At 73.3% G+C, this 18,807-nt stretch carries 13 protein-coding genes, 1 tRNA gene and 1 pseudogene; 8 read left to right on the forward strand and 7 right to left on the reverse strand.

Annotation, left to right across the window (positions count from 1 at the left end; translation table 11 throughout):
• The first annotated feature begins 13 nt into the window (after positions 1 to 13).
• The 3 genes from HCC30_RS04165 (at position 14) to HCC30_RS04175 (ending at position 4,486) form a co-directional block, all read left to right on the forward strand.
• Positions 14 to 2,176 (forward strand): biotin carboxylase N-terminal domain-containing protein, encoded by a 2,163-nt coding sequence (locus tag HCC30_RS04165; protein WP_169441381.1) that lies wholly within the window; start codon positions 14 to 16, stop codon positions 2,174 to 2,176.
• Positions 2,177 to 2,241: 65 nt separating this feature from the next.
• Complete coding sequence (locus tag HCC30_RS04170; protein WP_169441382.1) at positions 2,242 to 3,198, forward strand: hydroxymethylglutaryl-CoA lyase; 957 nt, start codon at positions 2,242 to 2,244, stop codon at positions 3,196 to 3,198.
• 124 nt (positions 3,199 to 3,322) lie between these two features.
• A complete protein-coding gene (locus tag HCC30_RS04175) occupies positions 3,323 to 4,486 on the forward strand; it encodes an acyl-CoA dehydrogenase family protein (protein ID WP_169440627.1) in 1,164 nt (387 codons plus the stop codon).
• 119 nt (positions 4,487 to 4,605) lie between these two features.
• On the opposite strand, the gene HCC30_RS04180 is transcribed toward HCC30_RS04175, so the two are convergent.
• Positions 4,606 to 6,231 carry a beta-N-acetylhexosaminidase gene (locus HCC30_RS04180; protein WP_169440628.1) on the reverse strand — a complete coding sequence of 542 codons (1,626 nt, stop codon included), beginning with the start codon at positions 6,229 to 6,231 and terminating at the stop codon, positions 4,606 to 4,608.
• 282 nt (positions 6,232 to 6,513) lie between these two features.
• On the opposite strand from HCC30_RS04180, the gene HCC30_RS04185 reads away from it, so the two are divergent.
• Positions 6,514 to 6,792 (forward strand): hypothetical protein, encoded by a 279-nt coding sequence (locus tag HCC30_RS04185; protein ID WP_169440629.1) that lies wholly within the window; start codon positions 6,514 to 6,516, stop codon positions 6,790 to 6,792.
• 250 nt (positions 6,793 to 7,042) lie between these two features.
• Positions 7,043 to 8,869: a glutamine--fructose-6-phosphate transaminase (isomerizing) gene (glmS, locus tag HCC30_RS04190; protein WP_169440630.1), complete on the forward strand. Its 1,827-nt coding sequence runs from the start codon at positions 7,043 to 7,045 to the stop codon at positions 8,867 to 8,869.
• Positions 8,870 to 9,193: 324 nt separating this feature from the next.
• On the opposite strand, the gene HCC30_RS04195 is transcribed toward glmS, so the two are convergent.
• The gene (locus HCC30_RS04195; protein WP_169441383.1) at positions 9,194 to 9,718 is read right to left on the reverse strand and encodes a universal stress protein; all 525 of its coding nucleotides are present in this window, start codon (positions 9,716 to 9,718) and stop codon (positions 9,194 to 9,196) included.
• 1,210 nt (positions 9,719 to 10,928) lie between these two features.
• Between HCC30_RS04195 and HCC30_RS04200 the strand changes: the two genes are divergently transcribed.
• From HCC30_RS04200 to HCC30_RS04210, 3 genes are all read left to right on the forward strand, one after another.
• Positions 10,929 to 12,338: a helix-turn-helix domain-containing protein gene (locus HCC30_RS04200; RefSeq protein WP_169440631.1), complete on the forward strand. Its 1,410-nt coding sequence runs from the start codon at positions 10,929 to 10,931 to the stop codon at positions 12,336 to 12,338.
• Positions 12,339 to 12,357: 19 nt separating this feature from the next.
• Positions 12,358 to 12,963, forward strand: a complete 606-nt coding sequence (gene orn, locus HCC30_RS04205; RefSeq protein ID WP_169440632.1) for an oligoribonuclease — start codon at positions 12,358 to 12,360, stop codon at positions 12,961 to 12,963.
• A gap of 94 nt (positions 12,964 to 13,057) precedes the next feature.
• Positions 13,058 to 13,130, forward strand: a tRNA-His gene (locus HCC30_RS04210).
• A 178-nt stretch (positions 13,131 to 13,308) separates the two neighbouring features.
• Here HCC30_RS04210 and HCC30_RS28955 read toward each other — a convergent pair.
• The 5 genes and pseudogenes from HCC30_RS28955 to HCC30_RS04235 all read right to left on the reverse strand — a co-directional run bounded on the left by HCC30_RS28955 (position 13,309) and on the right by HCC30_RS04235 (position 18,806).
• A complete protein-coding gene (locus tag HCC30_RS28955; RefSeq protein ID WP_169440633.1) occupies positions 13,309 to 13,932 on the reverse strand; it encodes a M23 family metallopeptidase in 624 nt (207 codons plus the stop codon).
• Between the two features lie 183 nt (positions 13,933 to 14,115).
• Positions 14,116 to 15,222, reverse strand: a complete 1,107-nt coding sequence (locus tag HCC30_RS04220; protein ID WP_169440634.1) for a LacI family DNA-binding transcriptional regulator — start codon at positions 15,220 to 15,222, stop codon at positions 14,116 to 14,118.
• Between the two features lie 259 nt (positions 15,223 to 15,481).
• Positions 15,482 to 16,363: pseudogene (locus tag HCC30_RS04225) on the reverse strand (chitinase); the annotation flags it as partial.
• A 317-nt stretch (positions 16,364 to 16,680) separates the two neighbouring features.
• Positions 16,681 to 18,099 (reverse strand): HAMP domain-containing sensor histidine kinase, encoded by a 1,419-nt coding sequence (locus HCC30_RS04230; RefSeq protein WP_169440636.1) that lies wholly within the window; start codon positions 18,097 to 18,099, stop codon positions 16,681 to 16,683.
• The gene (locus HCC30_RS04235; RefSeq protein ID WP_169440637.1) at positions 18,096 to 18,806 is read right to left on the reverse strand and encodes a response regulator transcription factor; all 711 of its coding nucleotides are present in this window, start codon (positions 18,804 to 18,806) and stop codon (positions 18,096 to 18,098) included. The genes HCC30_RS04230 and HCC30_RS04235 overlap by 4 nt, the downstream gene beginning before the upstream one ends.
• Position 18,807 lies beyond the last annotated feature (1 nt).

The raw sequence follows: 18,807 nt of genomic DNA on the forward strand, positions 1-18,807 counted from the left end.
GGCCGAGATGACGATGTTCGACACCGTCCTGGTGGCAAACCGCGGCGAGATCGCCGTACGCGTGATCCGCACCCTGCGGCGGATGGGCGTCCGTTCCGTCGCGGTGCACAGCGACGCCGACGCCGGCGCCCTGCACGTACGCGAGGCGGACACTGCCGTGCGCATCGGCCCGAGCGCCGCGGCGGAGAGCTACCTCTCGGCCGAACGGCTGCTGGAGGCGGCCCGCCGCAGCGGCGCCCAGGCCGTCCACCCCGGGTACGGATTCCTCGCGGAGAACGCCGCGTTCGCCCGCGCCTGCGCCGAGGCCGGGCTGGTCTTCATCGGGCCGCCCGCCGACGCCATCGAGACGATGGGCGACAAGATCCGGGCCAAGGACACCGTCCGCGCCGCGGGCGTCCCGGTGGTCCCGGGGTCCACCGGCAGCGGCCTGAGCGATGCCGAACTCGCCGAGGCGGCACGGGAGATCGGCATGCCCGTCCTGCTGAAGCCCTCGGCCGGGGGCGGCGGCAAGGGCATGCGGCTGGTGCGGGACGAGGCCCTGCTGGCGGAGGAGATCGCCGCCGCCCGCCGTACGGCGCGGGGCTCCTTCGGGGACGACACCCTGCTGCTGGAACGCTGGATCGACAGCCCGCGGCACATCGAGATCCAGGTCCTCGCCGACGGGCACGGCAACGTCCTCCACCTCGGCGAACGCGAGTGCTCCCTGCAGCGCCGCCACCAGAAGATCATCGAGGAGGCCCCGAGCCCCCTGCTGGACGAGACGGCCCGCGCCGCCATGGGCGAGGCCGCGGTCGAGGCGGCCCGCGCCTGCGGGTACCGGGGCGCCGGCACGGTCGAGTTCATCGTCCCCGGCCGCGATCCCGCCTCGCACTTCTTCATGGAGATGAACACCCGCCTCCAAGTGGAGCACCCGGTCACCGAGATGATCACCGGTACGGATCTCGTGGAGTGGCAGCTCCGCGTCGCCGCCGGTGAACAACTCCCCTTCGCCCAGCGGGACATCACCCTCACCGGCCACGCCGTCGAGGCCCGGCTCTGCGCCGAGACGGCCCTGGTCGGCGCAGAGCCGGACGGCACGGAACGGGTCGACTTCCTGCCCTCGGCCGGCACCGTCCGCCTGCTCCGCGAACCGCTCAAGGAGGGCGTCCGCACCGACTCGGGGCTCGCCGAGGGCACCGAGGTCGGCACCCTCTACGACCCGATGCTCGCCAAGGTCATCGCGCACGGACCGGACCGGGCCACCGCGCTGCGCAGGCTGCGGGCGGCGCTCGCGGAGACGGCGGTGCTCGGCGTGGAGACCAACACCGCCTTCCTGCGCCGCCTGCTGGCCCACCCGGACGTGGTCTCCGGCGCCCTGGACACCGGCCTCGTCGACCGGGACGCGGCCTCGCTCGTCGAGCGCCGCGTCCCCGACGCGGTGTACGCGGCGGCCGCGCTGCTCCGGCAGGACGCGCTGGAGCCGCACCGCGAGCCCTCCGGCTGGACGGACCCGTTCTCCGCGCCCACGGGCTGGCGGCTCGGCGGCACCCCCGCCTGGACGGTCCACCACCTCCGCGTCCCCGGCCACGACCCGGTCGCCGTGGGCGTACGGACCGGCCCGGACGGGCCCGAGGTCCGCATCCGCCCGACCGCGCCGGACGACACCCGCCCGGACACCGCCCCGGATTCCGGACCCGAGCCCGGCCCCGGCTCGGCGGGGGACGCGGGCCCGGACGAGGCCGTGGTGCGTCCCGCCCGGCTGCGCAGGCATCCGGACGGCACCAGCGCGAGCCTGGAGTGGGACGGCACCACCGTCCGGCTGGACCACGCCCAGGGCACGAAGGGAGCGGACGTCTGGATCGGCCTCGACGGCGACAGCTGGCACCTCCAGGACCACGACCCGGTGGCCGCGGCACTCAGCGGCAGCGCCACGGCACACGGGGCGGACGCCCTGACGGCGCCGATGCCGGGCACCGTCACCCTCGTCAAGGCCGGTGTCGGCGAGGAGGTCACCGCGGGCCAGAGCCTGCTCGTCGTCGAGGCGATGAAGATGGAGCACGTGATCACCGCCCCCTTCGACGGGACGGTCACCGAGCTGGACGTCACCGCGGGCAGCGCCGTCGCCATCGACCAGGTGCTGGTGGTCGTGGAGCCCTCGGCCGGAGCGGCTCCCGGGCCGGAGAGGAGCGCATCGTGACGGAGAACCCCGCGAGCACGGCCCCCGCGCAGGGCCCCGCCGCCGGCGCCCCCTCGGGGCTGCCCATGCGGGTCCCGGCCGGGGAGGGCCTGCCGTCCTCGGTGCGGATCCACGAGGTCGGCGCCCGGGACGGCCTGCAGAACGAGAAGGCGACCGTCCCGGTCGAGGTGAAGGCCGAGTTCATCCACCGGCTGTACGCGGCCGGCCTCACCACGGTCGAGGCGACCAGCTTCGTCCACCCGAAGTGGGTGCCCCAACTGGCCGACGCGGAAGCGCTGATCCCGCTGCTCGACGACCTGCCCCGGGAGCGCGAGCGGCTGCGGCTGCCCGTCCTGGTGCCGAACGCGCGCGGGCACGAGCGCGCCCTCGGCCACGGCTGCCGGGACATCGCCGTCTTCGCCAGCGCCACCGAGTCCTTCGCCCGGGCGAACCTCAACCGTTCGCTGGACGAGTCGCTCGCCATGTTCCGTCCCGTGGTGGAGCGCGCGCGGGAGCACGACCAGTGGGTCCGCGGCTATGTGTCGATGTGCTTCGGCGACCCGTGGGAGGGCCCCGTCCCGCTCGCCCAGGTCGTGGACGTCTGCCGGCGGCTGCTCGCCTTCGGCTGCGACGAGCTGAGCCTCGGCGACACCATCGGCGTGGCCACCCCGGGCCACGTCACAGCCCTGCTCACGGCGCTGAACGAGGCGGGCGTGCCGGACGGGCGGATCGCCGTCCACTTCCACGACACCTACGGCCAGGCCCTGTCCAACACCCTCGCCGCCCTCCAGCACGGCGTGCGGACGGTGGACGCCTCGGCCGGCGGCCTGGGCGGCTGCCCGTACGCCAGGAGCGCCACCGGAAACCTCGCCACCGAGGACCTCGTCTGGATGCTGAACGGCCTGGGCATCGACACGGGCGTCGACCTCGCCCGGCTCACCGCCACCAGCGTCTGGATGGCCCGGCAGCTCGGCCGCCCCAGCCCCTCCCGTACGGTCCGCGCGCTCGCCGCCGGCCAGGAGTCGCCCCCGGACCCCGCCTGACCGTCCCGACCACCCGTCCCGCCCGGCCCCCGCCGGCCGTCCCCTCCTGCCTCCCGCCCGGCCCGGACGATCTCCGGCGCCCGGGGAGGCGCGGGGACGGCGAGCAGAAGGAGCAGTGAGCGTCATGTCCCTCGACCACCGTCTGACCACCGAGCACGAGCAACTGCGCCGCACGGTCGAGCAGTTCGCGCACGACGTGGTCGCCCCCGTCATCGGGGACCACTACGAGCGGCACGAGTTCCCGTACGACATCGTCCGGCAGATGGGCGAGATGGGCCTCTTCGGGCTGCCGTTCCCCGAGGAGTACGGCGGCATGGGCGGCGACTACCTGGCGCTCGGCATCGCCCTGGAGGAGCTCGCCCGGGTCGACTCCTCGGTGGCCATCACCCTGGAGGCCGGCGTCTCGCTGGGCGCGATGCCGGTGTTCCGCTTCGGCACCGAGGAGCAGAAGCGCGAGTGGCTCCCCCGGCTGTGCGCGGGCGAGATGCTGGGCGCGTTCGGCCTGACGGAGCCGCAGGCGGGTTCCGACGCGGGCGGCACCCGCACCACCGCCGTACGCGACACCGCGACGGGTGAGTGGGTGATCAACGGCAGCAAGTGCTTCATCACCAACTCCGGTACGGACATCACCGGACTGGTCACGGTCACGGCGGTGACGGGCCGCGCGGAGGACGGCTCGCCGCACATCTCCACCCTCCTCGTCCCGTCCGGGACGCCGGGCTTCCAGGTCGCGGCCCCGTACTCGAAGGTCGGGTGGAACGCCTCGGACACCCGCGAGCTCTCGTTCACCGACGTCCGCGTCCCCGAGGCGAATCTGCTGGGCGAAGAGGGCCGCGGCTACGCCCAGTTCCTGCGCATCCTGGACGAGGGCCGCATCGCCATCGCGGCCCTCGCCACGGGCCTCTCGCAGGGCTGCGTCGACGAGTCCGTGGCGTACGCGAAGACCCGTGAGGCCTTCGGGAAGCCGATCGCGGCCCAGCAGGCCATCCAGTTCAAGCTGGCCGACATGGAGATGCGGGCCCACACCTCGCGGGTGGCCTGGCGGGACGCGGCCTCGCGGCTGCTCGCGGGCGAACGGTTCAAGAAGGAGGCGGCGCTGGCGAAGCTCTACACCTCCGAGTGCGCGGTGACGAACGCCCGCGAGGCCACCCAGATCCACGGCGGGTACGGCTTCATGAACGAGTACCCGGTGGCCCGTATGTGGCGGGACGCCAAGATCCTGGAGATCGGGGAGGGGACGAGCGAGGTGCAGCGGATGCTGATCGCCCGGGAGCTGGGCGTCGGCTGACGGACTCCGGCGGCCCGTTCACCGCCGGAACGTGAGCGGGCCGGGCGGCGGCCGCCTCCGCGACCACCGCCCGGCCCTGCTCCTGAATCGGCTCCCGCGTCGGGAATCGGACGCGGACGTCAGGCGTCCGGCCAGGGCACCTGCGGGGAGCGCCAGTAGGTGATGCCCAACGCGTCCCAGCGCGGGGCCTGTTGGGCCAGCCGCTCGCGGTAGTCGGCCCAGTCGTGGGTGTCCGCCGGGGACCAGCCGAGCTCGGCGATGCCGGGCAGCCGGGGGAAGGCCATGTAGTCGATCTGCTCGATGCTCTCGATGCGTTCGGTCCACAGCGCCGCCTCCACGCCGTGGACGGCCTCCTCGGGCACGCCCTTGAAGTAGCTGCCGGGGTCCCAGTCGTAGGACTGCCGGGTCTCGACGTGTCCGGCCCAGTCCAGCCCGTAGGGGGTGTCCTTGTTGTACTTCATGTCGAGGTAGGCGCGGTTGGCCGGGGAGAGGATGAGCCGGGTGCCGTTCTTCGCGGCCTCCACGACCTCCTTCTCCTTGCCCTCGGTGCCCCAGTACTGGGCGATGGCGCCCTCGGCCGGCCCGGCCCCGGTCAACTGGTGCCAGCCGACGACGGTCTTGCCGTACTTCGCGACGGTCCGCTGGGCGCGTGCCATGAAGGCCGCGTAGTCCTTCTTGTCGGTGGAGTGCGCCTCGTCGCCGCCGATGTGCAGGTAGGGGCCGGGCGTCAGGCGGGCGATCTCCCGGACGACGTCGTCGACGAAGTCGTAGGTGATCTCCTTGCCGACGCACAGGGAGCTGAAGCCGACCTCGATCCCGGTGTACGGCGGGGGCGCGACGCCGTCGCAGTTGAGCTCGGCGTACGAGGAGAGCGCCGCGTTGGTGTGCCCGGGCATGTCGATCTCGGGGACGACCGTCACGTTGCGCGCGGCGGCGTAGCGGACGATGTCCCGGTACTGCGCTTGCGTGTAGTAGCCGCCGGGCCCGCCGCCGACCTCGGTCTTCCCGCCGTGCTCGGTGAGCCGCGGCCAGGACTTGACGGCGATCCGCCAGCCCTGGTCGTCGGAGAGGTGCAGGTGCAGCTTGTTCAGCTTGTACATCGCGATCCGGTCGATGTACTTCTTCACCGTCCCGACGCCGAAGAAGTGCCGGGATACGTCGAGATGGGCGCCACGGTAGGCGTACCGCGGCTCGTCGACGACGGTGCCGGCGGCGATCCGCCAGGGCCCGTCCTGCGCGGTGCGGGACTCGGCCCGGTCGGGGAGCAGCTGCCGGAGGGTCTGGATGCCGTTGAGGAGTCCGGCGCGGGTGGTGGCGCTGAGGTCGGCGGAGTTCTCGTCGACGGTCAGCCGGTACCCCTCGGCGCCGAGGCCGTCCCGCTTCGCCCCGCCCGGGGGCGCGGGGAGTTCGTCGACGATCCGGAGCCGGAGGCCGTCCTCGCCGTGTGCGGCGGTGACGGGCAGGGCGTAGCCGGTGGACGGGCGCAGCAGCGCGGCCAGTTGGCCGGCGGGCCCGCGCGCCTCGGCCCTGGCGCGTCCGGTGCCGCCGAGGCGGATGGGGGTGTCCTCGTCGAGGGTGAAGTGCCCGTCGGCGGGGGTGACGGAGGCGGGCGCCGGGATCACCCGGTCCAGTCCCTTGACCCGCTCCCCCGCGCCGCCGGAGGACGGGGGCGCGGCGGCGGCGGAGGCGGGGACGGTGGTGGCCAGCAGCGCTGCGCAGATCAGCAGTGGTCTGAGTCGTCTCACGAGCGGTCCCTTCGGTGGGCTGCGTGCATGGCGTGGGCACGAGCCGTGGGGCACCGGCGCCGGTCACGGGCCGACGTGCGCGACGCATGCGGGAGGTGTGTACGTGCTGCGACCGAACGGTCACACTGTGGCCGCCCCCTCGGGGAGGGTCAAGGGTATAGACCAGCACCCGAGGCCGCTCACCCGTTCTCCCGAGCGCCACCCGGCCACCTTTCGCCGCCCGCCTGCCCGATATCGGGCAGGTTTCTTGCATAACCCGCCGCGAAGGATCAGTATCGACGCGTGCTCGAAGCCCGAACGCCGGTCCACGACGACCTCATCGACCACCTGGTCCGCTCCACCCCGCTCCAGCGCGGTGAAGCCGCCCGGGTCGTCCTCGACGTGCTGGCGTACTTCGACGAGACCACCGAGGAATACGTCCGCCGCCGCCACCGCGAACTGCAGTCCAGGGGCGTGACGAACGCCGACGCCTTCGAGCGGATCGCGGACGAGCTGCCGCGCCGGGCCGTGGCGCCACCCTCGCTCTCGCTCCGCCAGCTGCGCCGCATGGTCTACGGCTGACGCGGACGACGGGCACCCCCGCCCCGGCGTGGCACACCGCACCGGGCCCGGACAACAGCCACCGTCGGACCACGGCCGCCCGGCACCCGAACGGACCGTCGGCACGGAGCCCGGCGCACCGGAGGACCGGAACCGCGGCACCCGGAACCCGAGTCCGGAACACAGAACCCGAAAACGGCACACCCCGGAACCGCAAGATCCGGTACCGGCACCAGCACCACACAGGACAGAAGGAGAGGCGACAGCCAACATGTGCGGAATCGTCGGATATATCGGCAAGCGTGAGGTTGCCCCGCTTCTCCTGGAGGGGCTCCAGCGCCTGGAGTACCGCGGCTACGACTCCGCGGGCATCGCCATCCACAGCAGCGGAACGGGCAAGAGCGCGGGCCTGAAGACGGCCAAGACCAAGGGCCGCGTCCGCGACCTGGAGGACCGCCTGCCGAAGCGCTTCGCGGGCACCACCGGCATCGCGCACACCCGCTGGGCCACCCACGGCGCCCCGAACGACGTCAACGCGCACCCGCACGTCGACCCCGGCGAGCAGGTCGCCGTCGTGCACAACGGCATCGTCGACAACGCCTCCGAGCTGCGCGCCAAGCTGACCGCCGACGGCGTCGAGTTCGTCTCCGACACCGACACCGAGGTCCTCACCCACCTCATCGCCCGCGCCCAGGCCGACACCCTGGAGGCGCGCGTGCAGGAGGCGCTGCGGCACGTCGAGGGCACGTACGGCATCGCCGTGCTGCACGCCGAGTTCCCGGACCGGATCGTCGTCGCCCGCAACGGCTCCCCCGTCGTGCTGGGCATCGGCGAGCACGAGATGTTCGTCGCCTCCGACGTCGCCGCGCTGGTGTCGCACACCCGCCAGGTCGTCACCCTCGACGACGGCGAGATGGCCACCATCAAGGCCGACGACTACCGCACCTACACCACCGAGGGCTCCCGCACCTCCGCCGCGCCGGAGACCGTGGAGTGGGCGGCCGAGTCCTACGACATGGGCGGCCACGACACCTACATGCACAAGGAGATCGCGGAGCAGGCCGACGCCGTCGACCGCGTCCTGCGCGGCCGGATCGACGACCGCTTCGCGACCGTCCACCTCGGCGGCCTCAACCTGGACGCGCGCGAGGCCCGTTCGATGCGCCGGGTGAAGATCCTCGGCTGCGGCTCCGCGTACCACGCGGGCATGATCGGCGCCCAGATGATCGAGGAGCTGGCCCGCATCCCCGCGGACGCCGAGCCCGCGAGCGAGTTCCGCTACCGCAACCCGGTCGTCGACCCGGACACGCTGTACATCGCGGTCAGCCAGTCCGGCGAGACCTACGACACCCTCGCGGCCGTCCAGGAGCTCAAGCGCAAGGGCGCCCGGGTGCTCGGCGTGGTCAACGTCGTCGGCTCCGCCATCGCGCGGGAGACGGACGGCGGCGTGTACGTCCACGCGGGCCCCGAGGTCTGCGTGGTGTCGACCAAGTGCTTCACGAACACCGCCGTCGCCTTCGGCCTGCTGGCCCTGCACCTCGGCCGCATCCGCGACCTGTCCGTCGCCGACGGCAAGCGGATCATCTCCGGCCTGCGCCAACTCCCGGGCCAGATCGCGGAGATCATGGAGCGCGAGGACGAGCTGAAGAAGCTCGCGGCCGAGTACGCGCACGCCAAGAGCATGATGTTCGTCGGCCGGGTGCGGGGCTACCCCGTCGCCCGTGAGGCCTCGCTGAAGCTCAAGGAGGTCAGCTACATCCACGCCGAGGCGTACCCCGCCTCCGAGCTGAAGCACGGCCCGCTCGCGCTGATCGAGCCCGCGGTACCGACGGTGGCGATCCTTCCGGACGACGACCTGCTCGACAAGAACCGCGCCACGCTGGAGGAGATCAAGGCCCGCAGCGGTCAGATCCTCGCGGTGGCGCACCAGGAGCAGGAGAAGGCCGACCACACCTTCATCGTGCCGCGCAACGAGGTCGAGCTGGACCCGATCCTGATGGGCATCCCGCTGCAACTCCTCGCGTACCACACGGCGTTGGAGCTGGAGCGCGACATCGACAAGCCGCGCAACCTGGCGAAGTCCGTCACCGTCGAGTGACCTTCGCAGGGGAGGCGGAAGGCGGAATCCCGCACGGGCCACCAACCGTGCGGGATTCCGCCTCCCCTGTGCCGGCGTCGCCCATTACGCCGGCGGGTGGCTGCGTCCGGGGACCGTCACCTCCCCTTCCGCAGCACGCCGTTCGTGTTTCCTGTATGCCCCTCACAAACGCACATTCCACCTCCGGGACCGGACGGATTTGCCCACAGGGAACACACCGGAACCTTCGGGTGACACCCACCGCACGCCGGACACCCCGCCGGAGTACGGGAGTTGGGTGAGCGGCGCCGCACGCGGGACGGGAGGGGCGGCCGGGCGGACCGCTCAGGGGACGACCACGACGGGCCGCTGCGCCCTGCGCGCGAGGCGTCCCGCGACGGAGCCGAACATCCGGCCCACGAGGCCGTGCGTCGAGCCGACGACGATCGCGTCCGCCTCGTACTCCTGCCCGACCTCCTCCAGTTCGTGGCAGATGTCGCCGCCGCGCTCCACCAGGACCCAGGGCACCTCGGACAGGTGGTCCGCACAGGCGAGTTCGAAGCCGAGCACCTCGGTGCGGTGGTCCGGCACGTCGACGAAGACGGGCGGCTCGCAGCCGGCCCACACCGTCGTCGGCAGCCGGTTGGCGACGTGGACGATGATCAGTCCCGAATGCGAACGGTGGGCCATACCGATGGCATACGCCAAGGCGCGCTCGCTCGACATGGAGCCGTCGAAGCCCACCACCACGCCGTGCTGGAAGGCGGGGTCGCACGAATGGCGCGCGTCGTCCACCGCTTCGGGGCCCACCGTCGGGTCGTCTGCGACCCGCTTGCGGTCCGCTGGGTCAGGGATCTCGTGTCCGGCCATCGGTATCTCGGCGAAGGGAGCCTCTGTGCGGAGGGAACGGCGGTTGGCTCGTGCGCTCACGGGCACAGCCTCGGGGGCATCCGCCAAGGATGCTCTCCTGGCTGCTACCCCAAGGGTACGGCTGCACTCCCCCCCCCGCGCCCAGGGCTCGGCGGGCGGTGACCGGTCACGCGCTGACCCCGGAGCATGCCTCAGCCCCGCGGTTTGCGCAATGCCCCGCAACGCCCCTTACACGGCCCTCCGAAGCCGTTCCCGGGCCTGAATCCGGCCATCTCCGCCCCACCACGCGCACACCCGGCCCCCGGCACCGTCCCCGACGGCCACCCGTCCGTGCGACGCCGCCCCGGAGCCGCGCGGGGTGCGGGGCCCTCCTGTCACGCTCCTCGCGCGCGCCCGCACGGGAGGTGACCGCGGACGCACACCCGCCCGGCCCGGGCGCCGCCCCGCACCACCACCCGCCCCGCCCACCCTTCGCGCACACCGCTCCCCCGGCCACCCCCTCGGCGCCTCCCGCCCCGCCGGCCTCCCCGTACGCGCAGGTCCCGCCCGTACGCGCGGTCCCGGCCGTACGCCGCCGTCCCGTACGCAGGGGCCGCGCGGGACGGCGGGGCAGGGGGCGCGGGGCGTCCGGCGGGGGCGCGGGGCGGGCCGCGCGTCCGCGGCGCACGGGCACACCGGGGCGCGTGGTGGCGGCCGGGGAGGGGGCCGCCGGGCCGGCGAGGCGTGATCGCGTCGAACGGGGGCCGACAAGCCACCACTTGGACGTCCCGGACCGCTCGCGGGAACTCGTCCGGCGGACCCGACGGAGCGTCAAGTCGCCGTTAAATCACGGAGTTCGGCATCCTGGCGGCACGTCCCGACGGCCGGATCCCATATGTGCGCCCCGCTATTTTCAGCCAACTTCCGGAAGCCCGGCACCTGTTGCACGGAGGCCCCGCAACCCCCTTGTCACCAGGCAGGAAAGGACCGCCGGGCACGTGTGGGCCCTACGGGGACGGGGCAGGGACGGCATGCGCACTTCCCAGCGGAGCCGCCGAGTGGAACGCTTCGTGATCGAATGCTTCACGCCAAGTTGCCTTATCGACATAGCGCCGGGTGTCGAACTTGTCCCGCCGACCTCATCCGACGCAGTAGATTCGATCTTGGCTATCGCCGCGGGGGAAACGTGCAGGACCGAGAGGACGCGACGATTGAGGGGGGCTTAGTTCCAATGAGCCAGGACTCCACGAACGGCCCGGCGACGACGACCCGCAAGCTGGCCGCGCGCCGCCGGCGCGAGATCGTGGCGGTGTTGCTCTTCAGCGGTGGTCCCATCTTCGAGAGTTCCATACCGCTGTCCGTCTTCGGTATCGACCGGCAGGACGCGGGAGTTCCCCGCTACCGACTGCTGGTGTGCGCCGGGGAGGACGGCCCGCTGCGCACCACCGGCGGGCTCCAACTGAGCGCGCCCTACGGGCTCGAGGCGCTCTCCCGGGCGGGAACCGTCGTGGTCCCCGCCTGGCGCTCCATCACCCAGCCCCCGCCGGCCGCGGCGCTGGAGGCGCTGCGCCGCGCACACGAGGAGGGTGCCCGCATCGTCGGGCTGTGCACCGGCGCGTTCGTGCTCGCCGCGGCCGGACTGCTGGACACCCGCCCGGCGACGACGCACTGGATGTACGCGCCGACGCTGGCCAAGCGCTATCCCTCCGTCCACGTCGATCCGCGTGAACTCTTCGTCGACGACGGCGACATCCTCACCTCCGCGGGGACGGCCGCCGGGATAGACCTGTGCCTGCACGTCGTGCGGACCGACCACGGTGCCGAGGCGGCCGGTGCGCTCGCCCGCCGCCTGGTCGTCCCGCCGCGGCGCGGCAACGGCGCGGAGTCGGGTGGCCACGCACGCCACCTCGACCGCTCCTTACCCGAGGAAATCGGCTCCGATCCGCTGGCGGAAGTCGTCGCGTGGGCCCTGGAACACCTCCACGAGCAGTTCGACGTGGAGACCCTCGCCGCACGCGCGTACATGTCCCGCCGGACCTTCGACCGCCGCTTCCGCTCGCTCACCGGGAGCGCTCCCCTGCAGTGGCTGATCACACAGCGGGTGCTCCAGGCGCAGCGGCTGCTGGAGACCTCCGACTACTCCGTCGACGAGGTCGCGGGCCGCTGCGGCTTCCGCTCGCCGGTGGCACTGCGCGGGCACTTCCGGCGTCAGCTGGGCTCCTCGCCCGCCGCGTACCGGGCCGCGTACCGGGCCAGGCGGCCCGACAGCGGGGGCAACGGTGACGAGGCGCACACCGAGCCGGCGGGCGTGGCCCAGGCGGGCATCCCGGGGCAGGGCGGTCATCTGCCCGGGTATCCGCAGGGGCACGGCTACGGCGCGGTCCCCGCGTCGCGCGCCGAGTCCGCCCTGGCGCCGCGTCCGGAGGGCCGGGAGTACCGGGAGCCGGTCCAGGGCCGCGAGGCCAGGGACGGCCGGGAGCTGCGGGATCCCCGTGATCTCCGCGAGCCCCGGGACGCGCGGGATCTCCGGGACGCCAGGGAGGCCGGAAGGGTGCCGGGAAGCCCGGGAACTCCGGGTAAGCCCGAATCCGACCTGTACACCTCCAGGCTGCCGGGACAGCGTGGCCGGGGCCGGGGCTGAGCGACGTAGGGTGAAACGTATGAACGATCGCATGGTGTGGATCGACTGCGAGATGACGGGGCTCTCGCTGTCCGACGACGCGCTCATCGAGGTGGCGGCCCTGGTCACCGACTCCGAGCTGAACATCCTCGGCGAGGGCGTGGACATCGTGATCCGCCCCCCCGCCGAGGCGCTGGAGACGATGCCCGAGGTGGTGCGGCAGATGCACACGGCCTCGGGCCTGCTGGAGGAGCTGGCGGGCGGCACCACGCTCGCCGACGCCGAGCAGCAGGTCCTGGCGTACATCAAGGAGTACGCGGCGGAGCCGGGGAAGACCCCGCTCTGCGGCAACTCCGTCGGCACCGACCGCGGCTTCCTGGCCCGGGACATGCCGGAGCTGGAGGGGCATCTGCACTACCGGATCGTCGACGTGTCCTCCGTGAAGGAGCTGGCGCGGCGGTGGTACCCGCGTGCCTACTTCAACAGCCCGGAGAAGAACGGCAACCACCGCGCGCTCGCGGACATCCGTGAGTCGATCGCCGAGCTCCGCTACTACCGGGAGTCGGTCTTCGTGCCGCAGCCAGGCCCGGACTCGGAGACGGCGAAGAAGATCGCGGCGAAGCACGTGCTCCCCCGCGCGGAATGATCCCCTTCCGAGGGGGGCCGGGGAAACCTGGCAGCGAGCACCCCCTCGGAGCATGTAGACTCTCTCTTGGCCGCGCAGGAAAGCGCGGGTCACGGTGGATGTAGCTCAGTTGGTAGAGCACCTGGTTGTGGTCCAGGAAGTCGCGGGTTCAAGTCCCGTCATTCACCCTCAGGGAGAAGGCCCGGTCCGGGAAAACGGACCGGGCCTTCTTCGTGTGTGCGGCCGTAGATGTGCGGTGGCCCCCGGCGCCGCGCCTTCTCAGGGAAAGCGCCGCGCGGCGCCGGGGACCAACCTCGGCCCGGCGGCGGCCGCATGACGTACGTCACACGTCCCGCCGGGTGGCTCTCACGTCAGCCGTACGCCCTTGCGGGCCAGGTACGCGACGGGGTCGATGTCCGAGCCGTAGCCGCGCTTGGCCCGTACCTCGAAGTGCAGGTGCGGGCCCGAGGAGCGGCCGGTGTTCCCGGACTTCGCGATCAGCGTCCCGGCTCCGACGGGGGCGCCGGCGCGTACGTAGATCTTCGAAAGGTGCGCGAAGAGGGTGTACTTGCCGTCGGCCATGCGGATCGTGACGGCCTTGCCGTAGTCGCCGGAGGTTCCGGCGAAGACGACCCGGCCCTTGCCGACGGACCGGACGGGGGTGCCGCTGGGGACGGCGAGGTCGACGCCGGTGTGGTGGCCGGCCGCCCACTTGCCGCGGATTCCGTACTTCTGCGAGACGGGGTATCTGCCGGTCACGGGGCGGGCCCAGCCGCCGGACGGGGCGGCCGCGCGCTGTCGCGGCCCCAGGGCCTGTGCGGCGTCCGCGCCGCGTTCCGTCGCGTTCGACAGTGCTGCCCGGCCCCGGTCCGCCGCCGGTGCCGGGGCGGCCGAGGCGGCGGTGAGGCCGCCGACGAGGAGGGCCGCGGTGAGGGTGCCGGCGGCTATCCGGCGGGCGGTCTGCGCTGCGTGCCGAGTTGTTGCAGTCATACCTGTGAAGCAAAGGGCACCCGGCACCGGTACGCACGCGGGCGGTGTCCACAGGAGTGAAGCGCCGGGGATGTCTCACTGCCCGTCATGTCCGTGGCCCGCGCGCGGGCTGACGGTCCGGAAGCCGCCGGACGGAGCGCCTGCCGCGCGGAACTCCCCTGCTCGCGTGGGGTGTTGGCGCGGTCAGGTGGAGGCGCGGGGGATCAGCCGGGTCGGCAGGACGAGCTGGGGCACCCCTGCCCCCGCGCCCGCGCGCGTCGGCTGGGCGATCCGGTCGAGCAGGGTGCGGGCCATGACGCGGCCCATCTGCTCCATGGGCTGACGCACCGTCGTCAGCGGCGGGTCCATGTGGCGGGCGACGGCCGAGTCGTCGAAGCCGACGAGGGCGACGTCCTCGGGGACGGAGCGTCCCCGCTCGCGCAGGGCGACGCGGGCGCCGGAGGCCATCACGTCGGAGGCGCAGAAGACGGCGTCGAGGGAGGGGCTGCGGTCGAGGAGGGCGCGCATGGCGCGGCGGCCGCCCTCCTCGGTGAAGTCGGCCTGTTCGACGAGGCGTTCGTCGTCGTCGAGCCCCGCGTCGCGCAGCGCGTCGCGGTAGCCCGCGAGGCGGCAGCGGGCGGCGTACATGTCTGCGGGCCCGGTGATGGTGGCGACAGCGCGGCGGCCGCGGGCGACGAGGTGTTCGACGGCGGTGCGGGCGCCGTTGCGGTTGTCGGCGTCGACGTACGCGACGGTCTCGTCCTCGCCCCGGCGGCCGCCCAGGACGGTGGGGGTGCCGAGGTTCTCCAGGACGTCGGGCAGCGGGTCGTCGGTGTGCACGGAGACCAGCAGGGCGCCGTCGATGCGGTGGGCCGAGGCGTACTGCGCGAACCGGTCGCGCTCGTGGCTGTCACGTATGAGGGTGAAGAGCAACTGCATGTCGCTGTCGGCGACTTCGGTGCTGATGCCGCGGAGGATGCCGGAGAAGTACGGCTCGGCGAAGCGGGTCTCGGGCTCGGGGACGACGAGGGCTATCGCGTCGGCGCTTCCGGCGGCGAGGGCCCGGGCGGCGCGGTTGGGGACGTAGCCGAGTTCGGCGACGGCCGCTTCGACCGCCGCGCGGGTGTGGTCGCTGACCCGGGGCGAGCCGTTGATGACCCGGGAGGCGGTGCCCCTGCCGACGCCCGCCAGCGCGGCGACCTGCTCCAGCGTCGGCCGGGTGCCCGCTCCGGGGCGCGTGGCCCTGCGGGCCCCGCCCTCGCCACGGCCGACGCGTCCGTCCCTGTCCCGTGCGGCGCCTGTTGCTGCCATGGTGCTTGTGCCTCCCCCGTCGGCCCAGCGGACCTCTGTCGTCCGAGCACATCCGTGATCATTGAACTACACCCGTGTGCCTGCCGGTTGGCGGCCGGAACCCGGGCGCGTCGCTCCGGAGCGTACACAGGCGAGCACGAAGAGGACGGGGCACGGCGGGTGGGGGGATGGATTCCGCCGTGCCCCGTCCTGGCGGGGCCCATGGGGTGGCCCCGCTGTGGGGGGTTGTGTGGGGGGTTGTTCCGTGGGGTCGCGCGGGTCAGCCGGTGAATGCCTCGGTGAACTCGTACGGCTGCTGCTCGACGCTCGAACAGGTCGGGTCCGCCTGGTCCTTGGCGCCGCCGGGGCACTGCTTGTCGCGGGTGCCGGACCACATCGAGACCCAGGCCATGCCCTTGGCCTCGGCGAACTTTCGTACCTCGGCGGCGTCTTCGGGCGTGAAGATCTCGACGGGGACGTCGTTGACGCCGATCATCGGGGTGATCGCGACGGTGGCCCAGGCCTCCGCGTCGTCCGTGATGTCCAGGGCGCTCTTGACCTGCTTCTGGGTGGCCTTGGCCGCGCTGGTGGCGTACGCGCCCATGTCGCCGTCGTAGGAGGGCCCGTAGTCCATCGCCATGACGTTGACCGCGTCGACCCGGACGCCGTTCCGCTTCGCGTCCTTCAGCAGGCGCTCGCCGTCGGGGGTGAGGCCCTCGGGCATGACCGGCAGGGTGAAGGAGACGTCGAGGTCCTTGTGCTCCTTCTGGAGCGCGGCGACGGCCTTGGCGCGCCGGGTGTTCGCCTCGGTGTCGGGGAGGGCGCCGCCCTCGATGTCGAAGTCGGCCTTCTTCAGGCCGAAGGTCTCGACGACCTTGCCGTAGGCGGCGGTGAGTTCGGCCACCGAGTCGCAGGCGAGGGCGAGTTCGGAGCCGTTGGCGCCGCCGAAGGAGATCCGTACGTCGCCGCCCTTGGCGCGCAGCGCGTCGACCTGCCGGGCGACGGCGTTCTCGCCGAGGTCCTGGGTGCCGCCCCACTTGGGGACGCAGCTGCCGTCGCCGGCGGTGACGAAGGCGAGGTGGAATTCCTTGACGCCGGTCTTCCCCGCGCTCTTCACCAGGTCGTACGAGGGCTGGAGGGAGGTGTCCACGTACGGCGCGAAGGCGGGGCCCGCCGCGCGGGGCGCGTCCTCCTGGCCCGCGCTGGCGTTCCCGGCGAGGGCCAGTCCGCCGGCCGCGACCGTCGCCGCCGCCGCTGCCGCGCCGGCGAGCTTCACCTTGCGGTGCACGCGTCGGCGGTGGGTGCCGGTGTTCGTCATGAGTGCTGCCTCTTGTGTGGGGTCCGGTGCGCGGATCGCGATCCCGTGGGGGGTGTGGTCGACCGGGCAGCACGCTAGCGCCGCCGAAACGGGCGAAGGGGACCAACCGGGGCGCGGGCAGCGGGACTTATGGCCCGCTTAAGGCGGACGAAGGACGGGCATCAGGTGGCGGCGCGGCGGCCGTGCCGGCGCACCCGGTGGCGGCGGCGCGCGCCGCGGGTCTCGGCCGGGCGCAGCGCCAGCCACATCCGCACCTCGGTGCCGCCCAGCACGGACCGGCCGACGCGGACGTCGCCGCCGGTCGACTCGGCGACCCGGCGCACGATGTCCAGCCCGAGCCCCGTGGAGCCGCGGCTGCCGTCCCCGTGGCCGCGGCGCAGCGCCGCGTCCGGGTCGGCGATGCCGGGCCCCGCGTCGGAGACGAGGACGATCACGGAGTCGGTGGCGGAGCCGCCGTGGTGGACGTCGACGGAGAAGGCGGTGCCCTCGGGGGTGTGCCGGAAGACGTTGCCGAGCATCGCGTCGAGCGCGGTGGCGAGTTCGGTACGGGCCACCGGCACGCGTACCGGGCGTTCCACCCCGGACAGCCGGACCTCGCGGCCCTCGTCCTCGGCCAGCGCCGACCAGAACGCCATCCGCTCGCGGGCGACTTCGGCGACGTCGCAGCCCGCCGGGACGCCGGGGCCCGGGGGCTGTGCGGCCTTGCGGTCGCGTGCGGTGCGGATGATCTGGTCGACCTCGCCCTCCAGGGTGGCCACGGCCTCGCGGGTCTGATCGGCCGCGTCGCCCTCGCCGAGCGAGGCCGCGTTCAGCCGCAGCACGGTCAGCGGGGTGCGCAGCCGGTGCGACAGGTCGGCGGCCAGCTCGCGCTCCTTGGCGAGCAGCTGGACGACCTGGTCGGCCATGGCGTTGAAGGCGACGGCCGCCGAGTGCAGCTCCTTCGGCCCCTCCTCGGGCACCCGGACGCCGAGCCGCCCCTCGCCCAACTCGTGTGCCGCGTCCGCGAGTTGCTCGGCGGGGCGGACCATGCGGGTGCCGAAGCGGTCGGCGACGGCGACCGAGCCGGCGATCAGGGCCAGGCCGACCCCGGCGAGCACGACCCAGGAGGTGGTGACGCCGTTGGTCATCTCCGCGTCCGGCACGAACACCTCGACCACGGCCACCTCCCCGCTGGCCACCGCCGTCGGCAGCAGCAGCGCGAGCCCGCCGGGCACCCGTACGGTCGCGCTGCTGCCGCGCTCCCGCGCCCGGTCCAGCCGGTCCTGCGGGACGCGCTGGTCGCCGAGTTCGACGGCGGGCTGCGCGCGTGCGCCGGAGCCGCGGGCGTCCGCGGGCGCGGCGGGGACGTGGACGGCGATGCGTCCGTCCGAGCCCGCCTGGGTGCTGGCCACGGCCCGCTTCAGCTGCTGCCGGTCGGTGGTGATGGCCAGCGCCGGGCCGACGGCCGCGGCCTGGCGTTCGGCGTTCGACAGGGCGCGGTCGGCGGCCATCTCCTTGACGACGAGGCCGAGCGGCACGGCGAACGCGATGACCACCATCACGGTCACCGCGAGGCAGACCTTGACCAGGGCCCATCTCACGGCCGGGCGCTCACGTCACCCGGGGGCTCCAGCTTCACCCCGACTCCGCGCAGGGTGTGCAGATAGCGCGGGCTGGCCGCCGTCTCGCCGAGCTTGCGGCGCAGCCAGGAGAGGTGGACGTCGATGGTCTGGTCGTCGCCGTAGCTCTGCTGCCATACCTCGGCGAGCAGTTCCCGCCGGGCCACGACGACGCCGGGGCGTCCGGCGAGGAAGGCCAGCAGGTCGAACTCGCGCCGGGTCAGGTCCAGCGGCCGCCCGTCCAGCTCGGCCTGCCGCCGCAGCGGGTCGACGGCCAGGCCGCCCACCCGCAGTGCCCGGTCCTCCCCGGCGCCCGCAGCGGAGCCGGGGCGCGACCGGCGCAGCACGGCCGCCATCCGCGCGGACAGGTGCTCCACCGAGAACGGTTTGACGAGGTAGTCGTCGGCGCCGTCGTTGAGCAGCCGCACGATCTCCGTCTCGTCGTCCCGCGCGGTGGCCACGATGACGGGGACGTCGGTGACCCCGCGCAGCATCTTCAGCGCCTCGGCACCGTCGAGGTCCGGCAGGCCGAGGTCGAGGATGACGACGTCGAAGCCGACCTGTGCCACCTCGCGCAGCGCCTCCAGCGCCGTGCCCACGCTGCGCACGGTGTGCGAGGCCTCGGTGAGGTGCCGGATGAGCGCTGACCGGACGAACTGGTCGTCCTCGACGACGAGCACACTTGGCATG

Origin of the sequence: Streptomyces sp. HNM0574 (assembly GCF_012726235.1) — a bacterium.
GTDB lineage: Bacteria > Actinomycetota > Actinomycetes > Streptomycetales > Streptomycetaceae > Streptomyces.